Raw genomic sequence first — 13,396 nt, forward strand, 5'->3', positions numbered from 1 at the left:
CCTCGGGTGACCAGAGACAATCGCGCGTACGCGGGCTGGCGCGACCCGAGCCACCCGTCGCAGCGCCTCGGGAGACCGTACGTGACTTCGCAGGAGATCCCCCTGCACGGCGGCAACGTCAGCACCGTGGTGCGGGTCGGTGACACGGTCCGGCGCAACGCCGGACCGTGGACGCCGTCCGTGCACGCCCTGCTGCGCCACCTGGAGTACGTGGGCTTCACCGGTGCCCCCCGCGCGCTCGGCATGGACGAGCGCAACCGGGAGGTGCTGTCGTACCTGGAAGGGGAGTGCGGGGAATACCCGCTGGCCCCGCACTGGGTCACCGACGAGGCGCTGGTCACCGTCGCCACCATGCTGCGGATGTTCCACGACGCCCAGTACGGCTTCGCGCCGCCGGCCAACGCGGTGTGGCGCTCGTTCGGGCCGCCGCCACCGGACACCGAGGTCATCTGCCACCACGACGCCGCGCCGCACAACGTGATCTGGCGTCCGGACGGCACCCTCGGGCTTATCGACTTCGATCTCGCCTCACCCGGTGCGCGGATCTACGACGTGGCCTACGCGGCCTGGACCTGGGTGCCGATCTTCTCCGACCGGGATTCGATCACCCTGGGCTGGAAGCGACCGGACCGGCCGCGCCGGTTGCGACTGTTCGCCGACGCGTACGGGTTGATCCCCCGCGACCGCCACCGGCTGATCGGGACCATCCGCAAGCGGATCATCGACCACGTCGAGGGCATCCGGCGGATGGCTGCGGCGGGGGAGCCCGCGTTCGTGCGGATCGTGCACAAGGGCCACCTGCGCCGGCCGATGCGCGATCTTCGACTGCTCGATTACGAGCGGCGTGCCCTGGAATCCGCCCTGCAGTAACCCGTCGGGGGATAGACCATCACCAAATGGCTGATCCACCCCCGTCGAAGCGTGGAGCTGTGCGGTTTTCTTCACACGTCCGAAACAAGCCGTGACGCACCGGAAACCAGTCGGGGCCCCTCGTCGAAACAGCCGACGACGAGAGTTCCGGCCAACCGGCGTACGGGCGATGCTGCGCGATGCCGGGAGGGAGGGAAAACGACCCGAGAGGAGGCAGCGTGCCGGAGCTAGATTCTGGTGCCACCGCCTGGATTTTGACTTCTGCCGCGCTGGTGTTGCTCATGACGCCCGGCCTGGCGCTGTTCTACGGCGGCATGACGCGATCCAAGTCCGTGCTCAACATGATGATGATGAGCTTCGGCGCGATCGGCCTGGTCAGCCTGTTGTGGGTGTTCTACGGCTACAGCATCGCATTCGGCGAGGACATCGGCGGGATCACCGGTGATCTCTCCGCCGCCGGTCTGCGTGGCATGTTGGAAAGCGGCACCGAGGGCGGCATTCCCGATCTGCTGTTCGCCGGTTTCCAGCTGATGTTCGCCGTGATCACCGTCGCTCTGATCAGCGGTGCGATCGCCGACCGGGCCAAGTTCGGCCCGTGGCTGCTCTTCGCCGGGCTGTGGGCCACCCTGGTCTACTTCCCGGTCGCGCACTGGGTCTGGGGCGGCGGCTGGATCATGGAGCTCGGCGTGCTCGACTTCGCCGGTGGTACGGCGGTGCACATCAACGCCGGTGCCGCCGCGCTCGCTCTGGCGCTCGTACTCGGCAAGCGGGTTGGCTGGCCGAAGGACAAGTTCAAGCCGCACAACCTGCCGATGGTGCTCCTCGGCGCGGGTCTGCTGTGGTTCGGCTGGTTCGGCTTCAACGCCGGCTCCGCCGGCGCGGCCAACGGCACCGCCGCCATCTCGCTGATCAACACCCAGGTCGCCACCGCCGCCGCGGTGCTCGGCTGGATCGTGGTCGAGTGGCTGCGCGACGGCAAGCCGACCACCCTGGGTGCGGCCTCCGGCGCGGTCGCCGGTCTGGTCGGCATCACCCCCGCCTGTGCGTTCCTGGAGCCGCTGGGCGCCATCGCCCTCGGCCTGATCGCCGGTGCGATCTGCGCGCTCGCCGTCGGCATGAAGTACAAGCTCAAGTACGACGACTCGCTCGACGTGGTCGCCGTGCACATGGTCGGCGGCATCATCGGCTCGCTGCTCATCGGTTTCCTGGCCATCGAGGTGCTGGCCGGTGAGGGCAACGACGGTCTGCTCTACGGCGGCGGCATCAAGCTGCTGGGTCTGCAGGCGGTCGGCGTCATCGCGGTGCTTGTCTACTCGTTCGTGGTCGCGTACATCATCGGGTTCGCGATCGAGAAGACCATCGGCTTCCGGGCCAGCGCCGAGGCCGAGGTCGAGGGCATCGACAACGCCGAGCACGCGGAGAGCGCGTACGAGTTCAGCTCCACGAGTGGTGGTGGCGGGGCTTTCGCCGCCGCGGGTATCGCTTCCTCGGCCAAGCCGAAGAGTGAGCCCACCGAAGCGGTAAGCGAAAAGGTCGCCGGCTAACGTTCGTGAGATGGAGGGGTTGGACATGAAGCTGGTGACCGCGGTCATCAAGCCGCACCAGTTGGACGCCGTCAAGGAGGCCCTGCACGCCCTCGGCGTGGCCGGGTTGACTGTCAGCGAGGTCCAGGGTTACGGGCGACAGAAGGGGCACACCGAGGTCTACCGGGGTGCCGAGTACACCGTCGAGTTCCTGCCCAAGATCCGGGTGGAGGTGCTGACCGACGAGATCGACGTCGAGAAGATCGTCGACGCGGTGGTCGGTGCCGCCCGGACGGGCAAGATCGGTGACGGCAAGGTCTGGGTGACCGGAGTCGAGGAGGTCGTCCGGGTCCGCACGGGCGAGCGCGGCCTGGACGCCCTGTAAGGAGACACCGTCGATGACCTCGTTGACCTCTCGGCAAGCCTCGGCTTCGAGCCCCACGGCAGCACCGAAGGTCAACGAGGTCGTCGGCGTACCGGCCGGGATCGGCGCCACCGCGCGTCGGGCCCGGTCGGACGCGTACGACACCTGGCTGGCCCGCCTGCTGCCACCGCGGCCGGGCGTCGCCCTGCTCGCGGTCGGCGGGCTGGGTCGGCGGCAGTGCGCCCCCTACGGCGACCTCGACCTGGTGCTTGTGCACTCCGGGGTGGCCGGGATCGACGAGTTGGCCGCCGAGCTGTGGTACCCGATCTGGGACGCCGGGCTGCGGCTGGACCACTCCGTACGCACCGTCGCCGAGGCGCTGTCGGTCGCCCAGGACGACGTCAAGGTGGCCCTCGGGCTGCTCGACGCCCGTCTGGTCGCCGGTGACCCCGACCTGGCCGACACGCTGATCCGCAGCGCCACCGACCACTGGCGGCGCACCGCCGTACGTCAACTGGCCCCGCTGCGGGAGAGCACGACCGCCCGCTGGCAGGCCCACGGCGAGCTGGCCTTCCTGCTGGAAGGCGACCTCAAGGAGGCGGCCGGCGGCCTGCGGGACGTCGGCATCCTGCGGGCCATCGCGATCGCCGGGATCACCGACGCGCTGCGGCCCGCCGTACACGCCGCACACCTGCGCCTGCTGGACACCCGCGACGCACTGCACCACCAGGTCGGCCGGCGCGTCGACCGCCTGCTGGCCCAGGAACGCGAGGGAGTCGCCGCGCTGCTCGGCCTGCGCCAGACAGCACTCGGCGGCCCCGACACCGGCCCGACCGCCGGCTCAGCGGAACCAGCCGGGGACGGGGACGCGCTGTTGCGTCGGGTCGCCGGTGACGCCCGTACCGTCAGTCATGCCCTGCACGACGCCTTCCGCGCCGCCGACCGGCTGCGCTCCGGTCGCCGCCGGGGTGCCGACGGACGGCCGCTGCGCCGGCCGGTTGCCCGTGACGTCGTCGAGCACGACGGCGAACTGGTGCTGGCCCGTACCGCCATCGGGGCCCGCCCCGACCCCAACCTCTCGCTGCGGGTCGCCGCCGCGGCGGCGGTCACCGGGCTGCCGATCGCCCGCGCCACCTGCGAGTGGCTGGCCACCTACTGTCCGCCGCTGCCCACGCCGTGGCCGGCGGAGGCCCGAGCCGCGCTGACCACCCTGCTGGGCGCCGGTGCGGGGCTGCTGCCCGCCTGGGAGACCTGTGACCGGTACGGGCTGATCGACGGCTGGCTGCCGGAGTGGACCCGGCTGCGCAGCCTGCCCCAGCACAACCCGGTGCACCGGTTCACCCTCGACCGGCACCTGGTGCAGACCGCCTTCGAGGCCAGCCGGCACACCCGCGACGTGGACCGCCCCGACCTGCTGCTGCTCGCTGCCTTCCTGCACGACATCGGCAAGGGTCTGCCGGGTGACCATTCCACGGTCGGGGCACCGATCGCCGAGGCGATGGCCGCCCGGATCGGCCTGCCCGCTGCCGAGGCGACACTGATCGGCACCCTGGTCCGGCTGCACCTGCTGCTGCCCGAGGTGGCCACCCGCCGCGACCTGGCCGATCCGGTGACCATCTCCGGGGTGGCCGAGGCGGTCGGCGACGTCACCACCCTCGACCTGCTGCACGCGCTGGCCCGGGCGGACGCCGCCGCCACCGGGCCGGGCGCCTGGTCGGACTGGAAGGGCCGGCTGATCGCCGAACTGGTGGCCCGGGTCCGCACCACGCTCGACACCGGCGCCGTACCCGAACCGCCCGCCCCGGACCCGGCGCTGGTGGCGGGGCCGCTGCCGGTCGTACACCTGACCGGGGACCGGGTGGCGGTGGCCGCGGCGGACCGACGTGGCCTGCTCGCCACGGTGGCCGGTTGCCTGGCCCTGCACCGCCTGGAGGTGCTCGCGGCCGACGCCTCGACGGTGGACGGGCGGGCCCTGGTGGAGTGCCGGGTGCAGCCACGGTACGGGCTGCCACCCGAGCCGGTGGCGCTCAGCTCCGACCTGCGTCGGGCGGTCGGTGGCGACGTGTCGGTCACCCAGCGACTGCGGGGGCGGGCCCTGGCCGCACGGGGGGCCGGGGCCGAACCACGGGTGGTCTGGCACCGGGACGCCGCCACCGACGCGGTGCTGCTGGAGTTGCGGGCCGCGGACGCCGCCGGCCTGCTGTACCGGGTGACAAGCGCCCTGGACGCCGCCGGCGCCCAGGTCCGCGCGGCCCGCATCGCCACCCTCGGCGGGGACGTGGTCGACGTCTTCTACCTGGTGGGCGGCTGGCCCTCCGACGACGAACGCACCCGCCTCGAAGCCGCCGTCCTAGCCGCCGTGTAGGTGTGTGTGTAAGGAAGGGCACCTTATTAACGCCTCGTGTAGTACAAGGGCCCCTTCTTAACAACCGGCAGCCCGCGCTGGCGTACGCGCCGGAGCGTAGCCGCGATGTCGCTCGCGGGACGACGTGCTCCGGCGCACGTGGCGGCAGGCTCAGGGCATGGAACCGTCAGTACAGACCGAAGCGCTCAGCAAACGGTACGGCGGCAGAACCGTCGTACGGGATCTCCACCTGATTGTCCGGCCCGGGGAGGTGTACGGCTTCCTCGGCCCCAACGGCGCCGGCAAGACCACCACCCTGCGGATGCTGCTCGGCCTGGTGCGGCCCAGCGCCGGGACGGTCCGGCTGTTCGGCCGACCCCCCGGTGCCGGCCGCCTCGCCGACGTCGGCGCGCTCATCGAGGGCCCGGCGTTCTATCCGTACCTGTCCGGACGGGACAACCTGCGGGTGCTCGCCCGCCACGCCGGGGTGGGCATGGACCGGGTCGCGCTGGTGCTCGACCTGGTGCACTTGGCGGACCGGGCCGACGACCGGTACGCGGGCTACTCGTTGGGCATGAAGCAGCGCCTGGGAGTGGCCGCCGCGCTACTGCGCGACCCGCGCCTGTTGGTTCTCGACGAGCCGACCAACGGGCTCGATCCGGCGGGTATGGCGGACATGCGCCAACTGATCCGTCGGCTCGGCGCGGGCGGCCGTACGGTCCTGGTCGCCAGCCATCTGCTCGGCGAGGTCGAGCAGATCTGCGACCGGGTCGGGGTGATCGCCGGAGGGCGCCTCGTCGCGGAGGGCAGCATCGCCCAACTGCGTGGCGCGGTAGGACTGTGGGTGCTGGCCGATCCGCTGGACGCCGCCGTCGCACACGCGCGCACGTTGGTCGGAACGGAGCGCGTCCGGGTGGTCGGCGGGGGCCTGGAACTGTCGGTCGCGCCGGAGCGGGCGGCCTGGCTCAACACCGAACTGGTCACCGCCGGGGTGGCGGTGCGCGAGTTGCGCCCCCGTGAGCGTGATCTGGAACAGGTCTTCTTCGACCTCGTCGAGAAGGGCACCGCCGATGTCGCGTAGCTTTTCCGCCGAGATCGTCAAACTGGTCCGCCGGCCGTCCTGCTGGCTGCTACTCGGCATTGCGCTGGTGACCTCCCTGACCTTCACCTACGTCCTGCCGTACGCGAGCATCCGCAGCGGGACCGGCGGTCCGAACAGCGATCGCACCCTGCCGATGCTGTTGCCGGATCAGTTGGTGGGCAACTCCCTCGGCGGACTGCCGATCTTCCTGGGTGCGATCGTCCTGATCATTGGTGTGCTCGTTGTCGGTAGCGAGTACGGCTGGGACACCTGGAAGACCGTCCTCAGCCAAGGGCCGAGCCGGCTGGAGGTGTACGCCGGCAAGGTGCTCGCCCTGGCCGCCGCCGCGCTGGTGGTGGTGCTCGCCGTCTTCGCAGTGGGTGCGGTGGCCGGTACTTTGATCGCGGTCACCGAGTCGCAGCCGGTGCGCTGGCCGTCCATCGACGACCTGCTGGCCGGGGTCGGCGCGGGGTGGCTCATCGCCGTGACCTGGACCATGCTCGGTGTGGTGCTGGCCGTGGCGATGCGTTCGGTGGCCCTGCCCGTCGGTCTCGGCCTGGTCTGGATGCTCGCGGTGCAGAATCTGCTCGCCGGGGTGGCCGCGCCGTTGCTGGACTGGGTGGCCCAGGTGCAGAAGGGGCTTCCCGGACCCAATGCTGGCTCGCTGGTGGCGGCACTCGGTGCGCCCCGAGACACGCCGGGGGTTGCGGTGGTCGTCGGAGCCGGGCAGGCGGTCCTCGTCCTGGCGGTCTACCTGATCGCCTTTGTGCTGCTGGCCGCGCTACTGCTGCGACGGCGGGACATCGGCTGACCGGTAGCAAGGGAACTGCGACCGATGATCCCAGCGGGGCGTCGGCTGATCGGACAGTAACGGGGGTTGCGAATGACCAGCCGGAACGGGGCATCGGCCGGCCAGGCGGGACGGACGAGAGGGTCGGGCGGGAACGGGAGATGAGAATGCTGCGCAACCGAATCGGATGGCGCGGATATTCCTTCGACGTGGCTCTCGCCACGGCGCTCGTCGCGCTCGGGCTGATGGGTACCGCGCCGGCCGGCGCGAACCAGGGCGTGCCCGTCGGCCCTGCCGCGTACCCACTGGTGGTGGTCGCGGCGCTGGCGCTGGCGCTGCGGCGGCGCTGGCCGTCGGTCACGCTGGCGGTGGTGACCGGGGCGGTGCTGTCCTACCTGCTGCTCGGCAACCCGTACGGGCCGATCCTGGTGTCGCTGCTCGCCGCGGTCTACACAGTCGCGGCGTATCTGCCGGCGCGCGACGGTGTGGTGGACTGCGTCGTCGCCCTCGCCGCCCTGCTCATCGGGATCTTCATGGGGCTGCGGGCGCCCGGTTGGTCGGGCCTGATGCCCGTCGCCGCCTGGGTGGTGGTGCCGTTCGCGGTCGGCACGGTGGTCCGGGTCGGGCGGGAGAACGCGGCCCGGGCACGACGGGACGAAGCGCGGCGACTGGCCGACGCCGAACGACTGCGAATCGCCCGCGAGGTGCACGACGTCGTGGGACACGGACTCGCGGCGATCAACATGCAGGCCCAGATTGCGCTGCATCTGCTCGACCGGAAGCCGGAACAGGCGGCTGTCGCGTTGACCGCGATCAGCCGGACGAGCAAGGAAGCGCTCGACGAGCTGCGGGTCACGCTGACCGTCGTCCGGGGAGACGACCGGCACGACCGTGAGGCGCGGCACGATCGCGACACACGGGACGGCCGAGACCGTGACGGACGGGACGAGCGGGACGAGCCGGGTGAGGCGGGCGTGGAGCGCTTTCCGGTCCCCGGTCTTGCGCAACTGCCGCAGCTGCGTGACCGGCTGGCCGGCGCCGGTCTGCCGGTGACCGTCGAGACCACCGGCGAGCCGAGCACGCTCCCCGTCGCCGTCGATCTCGCCGCCTACCGAGTGGTGCAGGAGGCCCTCACCAACGTGCTGCGCCACGCCGGCCCGGCCACCGCGACCGTCCGGATCGACCACCGTCCGGAGGGAATCGTGGTGGAGGTGACCGACACCGGCCGGGGACCGGTACCGGAGGGGGCCGGTGGCCACGGCTACGGGCTGGCCGGCATGCGGGAACGGGTGGTCGCGCTCGGCGGAACCTTCCGCACCGGCGCCGCGAGTGGTGGGGGATTTCAGGTGTACGCGACACTGCCCGTGGAGGAGTCCGAATGATCAGCGTGTTGCTCGCCGACGACCAGGACCTGATCCGGATAGGCCTGCGCGCCCTGGTGGAGAGCGAGGACGACCTCACGGTCGTGGGCGAGGCAGCCGACGGGCTCGCCGTGCTGGAGCTGGCCCGACGGGTACGCCCCGACGTGGTGCTGATGGACGTCCGGATGCCGGGCATCGACGGGATCGAGGCGACCCGCCGGATCGCCGCCGATCCAGGGCTGGGCGGTACCCGGGTAATCGTGCTGACCACGTTCGAGCTGGACGAGTACGTCTTCGACGCGCTGCGGTACGGGGCCAGCGGCTTTCTCACCAAGGACGCCCCGCCGGCCGAACTGCTGCGGGCGATCCGGCTGGTCGCCGAGGGCGAGGCGCTGCTGTCGCCCTCGGTGACCCGGCGGGTGGTCCGGGAGTTCGCACATCGGTCGGTCCGGGTGTTGCGCCCGCACCCTCGGCTGGACAGCCTCACCGAGCGGGAACGGGAGGTGCTCGGACTGGTCGGCGAAGGGCTGAGCAACGGTGAGATCGCCGAGCGGCTGGTGCTCAGCCCGGCCACCGCGCGTACCCACGTCAGTCGGGCCATGGTCAAGCTCGGCGCGCGGGACCGGGCTCAGCTGGTGGTGTTCGCGTACCAGTCGGGGCTGGTCGCGCCGTGACCGTCGGCCCTGGCCGCACCGCCCGGCGGGCCTGCCATACGGCGGACCCGCCGGCCTGTACTTCGGCGATGCGGTCCGCGGACGACGGGAAGGGGGCGGCTGGGCCGGGCCGGGGAAGCGGGGTCGGGCTAGGCTAGCGGTGGGCTGGACGCCACCCGCGTGTCCGCACCGTGCCCGCCGAAGACGACAATCGGGATGTTCGCGTGTTTGACACCTTGAGTGACCGCCTCTCCGGGATCTTCACCAAGCTCCGCGGCAAGGGACGCCTCACCGACGCCGACATCGACGCCACCGCGCGCGAGATCCGTCTCGCGCTGCTGGAGGCCGACGTCGCGCTGCCGGTGGTCAAGGGCTTCATCGCGAACGTCAAGGAACGGGCGCGCGGTGCGGAGGTCTCCCAGGCGCTCAACCCGGCCCAGCAGATCATCAAGATCGTCAACGAGGAACTGGTCACCGTCCTCGGTGGCGAGGGGCGTCGGCTCCAGTTCGCCAAGCAGCCGCCGACCGTGATCATGCTCGCCGGCCTCCAGGGTTCCGGTAAGACCACCCTCGCCGGCAAGCTGGCCCGCTGGCTCAAGGCCCAGGGCCACCAGCCCCTGCTGGTCGCCGCCGACCTCCAGCGCCCCAACGCCGTCGGGCAGCTCCAGGTGCTCGGTGGCCGCGCCGGCGTCGAGGTGTACGCCCCGGAGCCCGGCAACGGCGTCGGTGACCCGGTGCAGGTGGCGAAGGCGTCGATCGAGCACGCCCGACGGGCCGCCCGGGACGTGGTCATCGTCGACACCGCCGGCCGGCTCGGCATCGACACCGAGATGATGCAGCAGGCCGCCGACATCCGCGACGCGGTCGACCCCGACGAGGTCATCTTCGTCATCGACGCGATGGTCGGCCAGGACGCGGTGCGTACCGCCGAGGCGTTCCGCGACGGCGTCGGCATCACCGGCGTGGTGCTTTCCAAGCTCGACGGCGACGCCCGGGGTGGTGCCGCCCTGTCGGTGCGTGAGGTGACCGGGCAGCCGATCCTGTTCGCCTCCACCGGCGAGAAGCTGGAGGACTTCGACGTCTTCCACCCCGACCGGATGGCCAGCCGGATCCTCGGCATGGGCGACGTTCTCACTCTGATCGAGCAGGCCGAGGCGGCCTTCGACACCGATCAGAAGGAGAAGATGACCGCCAAGCTGATGGGCGGCGAGCAGTTCACCCTGGAGGACTTCCTCGACCAGCTCATCGCGGTGCGTCGGATGGGTCCGATCGCCAACGTGCTGGCGATGATGCCCGGCATGGGGCAGGTCAAGGACCAGCTCGCCGAGGTGGACGACAAGCACTTCGACAAGATCACCGCGATCATCCGGTCGATGACCCCGGCCGAGCGCACCAACCCGAAGATCATCAACGGCTCTCGACGGGCTCGGATCGCCAACGGTTCCGGCGTCACCGTGATGGACGTCAACCAGCTGCTCAACCGCTTCGCCGACGCGCAGAAGATGATGAAGCAGATGGGCGGCATGATGGGCCTGCCGGGCGGCCGGCGCAAGGCCACCAAGAGCCCGAAGAACAAGCGCAAGGGCACGAAGGGTGGCGGTCGGCCGCGTACCGGTGCCGGCATGCCCGGTGGCTTCCCGGGTGGCATGCCGCAGCTTCCGCCGGGCATGAAGCCGGAGGACCTGGCGGCCGGTCAGGGACTCCCGCCGGGCTTCAAGCTCCCGAAGATCGACTTCAACAAGCTCGGCAAGGGCGGCCAGCCGCCCCGCTGACCGTACGGCGGGCGGGGCTCCTCGCCGTTGACGGAGAGTGATCCGGTAGGACTGTGCGCATGGCTCTGCATGTGCGCGGTGTGCTCCTGCCGGACGACGAGGTCCGGGATCTGTGGCTGGTAGGCGACCGGATCACCTTCGAACCGGTGCCCGGTGCCGAGACGATCGCCGATGGTGGCTTCGTCCTGCCGGGGCTGGTGGACGCGCACTGCCACATCGGCATCGCCCGGGGCGCGACCCCGATCACCTCGCTGGACCAGGCGCGGACCTTGGCGCGGATCGACCGGGACGCGGGTGTGCTGGCGATCCGGGACGCCGGTTCGCCCTTCCCGTACCCGGAGCTTGAGGACGAGCCTGACCTGCCCCGGATGGTCCGGGCCGGGCGGCACATCGCGCCGCCGAGGCGCTACCTGCGCGACATCGGGGTGGAGGTCGAGGCGGCCCAGGTGGCGGCGACCGTGGCCGAGCAGGCGGCGGCCGGCAGCGGCTGGGTCAAGCTGGTCGGGGACTGGATCGACCGGGGGGTCGGTGACCTGGCCCCGGCCTGGGACGCGGACACCATGACCGCCGCGGTGGCCGCTGCGCACGCCGCCGGGGTACGCGCCGCCGTGCACACCTTCAGCGAGTCGGCCGTGGAGATCATGGTGCGGGCCGGGGTGGACTCGGTCGAGCACGGCACCGGGTTGAGCCTGGACCTGATCGACCTGATGGCCCGGCAGGGCACCGCGCTGATCCCCACGATGATCAACATCCAGACCTTCGGCCACATCGCCGACCAGGCCCGACCCAAGTTCCCCGGGTACGCCGACCACATGATCGCCCTGCGGGACCGCTTCCCCGAGGTGGTGCGTTCGGCGTACGAGGCCGGGGTGCCGATCTTCGTCGGTACCGACGCCGGTGGCGGTATCGACCACGGCCTGGCCGCCGAGGAGATGCTGCTGCTGCACGAGCAGGCCGGCATGAGCACCGAGGACGTGCTGGCTGCCGCCACCTGGCGGGCCCGGGAGTGGCTGGGCTTCCCCGGCCTGGTCGACGGTGGCCTCGCCGACCTCGTCGTCTACTCCGACGATCCGCGCCGGGACCTGCGGGTGGTTCGCGAGCCTGCCCGCATCGTGCTGCGCGGTCGGGTCATCCGTTGACCCGCTGATGGTGGTGATGCCGCGCCCGATCGCGCTGCCCCGTCCGCCCCTGCATAGGATGTGCGGTTATGGCGCGCGTGCTTACTCCCCGGGCTGAGGACTTCCCCCGGTGGTACCAGGACCTCATCGCTAAGGCGAAGCTGGCCGACAACGGGCCGGTACGGGGGACCATGGTGATCCGACCGGCCGGCTATGCCATCTGGGAGCGGATGCAGGCCGAGATGGACGACCGGATCAAGGCGGCCGGGGCGGAGAACGCGTACTTCCCGCTGTTCATCCCGGAGAGCTACCTCAAGCGCGAGGCCGAGCACGTCGAGGGCTTCTCGCCGGAGTTGGCGGTGGTCACCCACGGCGGCGGCAAGCAGTTGGCCGAGCCGGTCGTGGTGCGTCCGACCAGCGAGACGGTCATCGGCGAGTTCATGGCCAAGTGGATCGACTCGTACCGGGACCTGCCGCTGCTGCTCAACCAGTGGGCCAACGTGGTCCGCTGGGAGCTGCGTCCGCGGATCTTCCTGCGTACCAGCGAGTTCCTCTGGCAGGAGGGGCACACCGCCCACGCGACCCGTGAGGACGCCCGGGCCTACGCCCGCAAGATCCTGCACGAGGCGTACGAGGACCTGATGGTCAACGTGCTCGGCATCCCGGTGGTGGTCGGGCTCAAGACCGCCCGGGAGCGGTTCGCCGGGGCGACCGCCACGTACACCTGCGAAGGCATGATGGGCGACGGCAAGGCGCTGCAGCTCGGCACCAGCCACGAGCTCGGGCAGAACTTCGCCAAGGCGTTCGACATCAGCTACTCCTCGGCCGAGGGCGGCCGGGAGCACGCCTGGACCACCTCCTGGGGCACCTCGACCCGGATGCTCGGCGGTCTGATCATGTGCCACGGCGACGACAACGGGCTGCGGGTGCCGCCGAAGCTGGCGCCGGTGCAGGCGTACGTCATGGTGGTCAAGGACGGCGAGGGTGTGGGCGAGGCGGCGGCCAAGCTGCGCGACGCGCTGCGCGACGCCGGTGTCCGGGTCATGCTCGACGACCGCACCGACACCCCCTTCGGCCGCCGGGCCGTCGACGCCGAGCTGCGCGGCTATCCGGTACGCGTCGAGGTCGGCCCCCGCGACCTGGCCGCCGGCAACGCGGTCGTGGTCCGGCGTACGGACGGCTCGAAGGCGCCTACCCCCATCGCGGACGTGGTCGGCGCGGTGCTCGCCGCCCTGGACGCCGACCAGCAGTCGCTGCACGACCAGGCCCTGGCCTTCCGCCAGTCCCGCACCACCGACGTCGCCACCCTCGACGAGGCGATCGAGGCGGCCGCCACCGGCTGGGCCCGCGTCCCGTGGTCGGCCGTAGGCGTCGAAGGCGAGGCCAAGGCCAACGCCCAGGGCGTCACCGTCCGCTGCCTGCTCCGCACCGACAACTCCGTCCCCGACACCGAAGACGAACCCAACCTCACCGCCATCCTCGCCCGCGCCTACTAACCCCCACCCCACCCCGTCCCCACC

11 protein-coding genes are annotated in these 13,396 nt (G+C 71.3%); all 11 read left to right on the forward strand.

What is annotated here, in order from left to right; translation table 11 throughout:
* Positions 1–6 precede the first annotated feature (6 nt).
* Positions 7–870 carry an aminoglycoside phosphotransferase family protein gene (locus tag C1A38_RS23390; RefSeq protein WP_169804609.1) on the forward strand — a complete coding sequence of 288 codons (864 nt, stop codon included), beginning with the start codon at positions 7–9 and terminating at the stop codon, positions 868–870.
* Between the two features lie 281 nt (positions 871–1,151).
* The gene (locus tag C1A38_RS23395) at positions 1,152–2,414 is read left to right on the forward strand and encodes an ammonium transporter (RefSeq protein ID WP_013732093.1); all 1,263 of its coding nucleotides are present in this window, start codon (positions 1,152–1,154) and stop codon (positions 2,412–2,414) included.
* Between the two features lie 25 nt (positions 2,415–2,439).
* The gene (locus tag C1A38_RS23400) at positions 2,440–2,778 is read left to right on the forward strand and encodes a P-II family nitrogen regulator (RefSeq protein WP_165521895.1); all 339 of its coding nucleotides are present in this window, start codon (positions 2,440–2,442) and stop codon (positions 2,776–2,778) included.
* 13 nt (positions 2,779–2,791) lie between these two features.
* Entirely contained in the window at positions 2,792–5,122 is a 2,331-nt protein-coding gene (locus C1A38_RS23405; RefSeq protein ID WP_102659883.1) for a [protein-PII] uridylyltransferase, read from the forward strand.
* Between the two features lie 157 nt (positions 5,123–5,279).
* Complete coding sequence (locus tag C1A38_RS23410; RefSeq protein ID WP_102659884.1) at positions 5,280–6,182, forward strand: ABC transporter ATP-binding protein; 903 nt, start codon at positions 5,280–5,282, stop codon at positions 6,180–6,182.
* Positions 6,172–6,993, forward strand: a complete 822-nt coding sequence (locus C1A38_RS23415) for a DUF2705 family protein (protein WP_102659885.1) — start codon at positions 6,172–6,174, stop codon at positions 6,991–6,993. The genes C1A38_RS23410 and C1A38_RS23415 overlap by 11 nt, the downstream gene beginning before the upstream one ends.
* Before the next feature lie 146 nt (positions 6,994–7,139).
* Positions 7,140–8,354, forward strand: coding sequence for a sensor histidine kinase (locus C1A38_RS23420; protein ID WP_102659886.1), 1,215 nt, complete (start codon positions 7,140–7,142; stop codon positions 8,352–8,354).
* Positions 8,351–9,007 carry a response regulator transcription factor gene (locus C1A38_RS23425; RefSeq protein WP_102659887.1) on the forward strand — a complete coding sequence of 219 codons (657 nt, stop codon included), beginning with the start codon at positions 8,351–8,353 and terminating at the stop codon, positions 9,005–9,007. The genes C1A38_RS23420 and C1A38_RS23425 overlap by 4 nt, the downstream gene beginning before the upstream one ends.
* Before the next feature lie 203 nt (positions 9,008–9,210).
* Entirely contained in the window at positions 9,211–10,758 is a 1,548-nt protein-coding gene (ffh, locus tag C1A38_RS23430; protein ID WP_102659888.1) for a signal recognition particle protein, read from the forward strand.
* A 59-nt stretch (positions 10,759–10,817) separates the two neighbouring features.
* Positions 10,818–11,897 carry an amidohydrolase family protein gene (locus tag C1A38_RS23435; RefSeq protein ID WP_102659889.1) on the forward strand — a complete coding sequence of 360 codons (1,080 nt, stop codon included), beginning with the start codon at positions 10,818–10,820 and terminating at the stop codon, positions 11,895–11,897.
* 68 nt (positions 11,898–11,965) lie between these two features.
* Positions 11,966–13,372: a proline--tRNA ligase gene (gene proS, locus C1A38_RS23440; RefSeq protein WP_102659890.1), complete on the forward strand. Its 1,407-nt coding sequence runs from the start codon at positions 11,966–11,968 to the stop codon at positions 13,370–13,372.
* The last annotated feature ends 24 nt before the right edge of the window (positions 13,373–13,396 follow it).

Origin of the sequence: Verrucosispora sp. ts21 (assembly GCF_002879555.1) — a bacterium.
Classification (GTDB): domain Bacteria; phylum Actinomycetota; class Actinomycetes; order Mycobacteriales; family Micromonosporaceae; genus Micromonospora; species Micromonospora gifhornensis.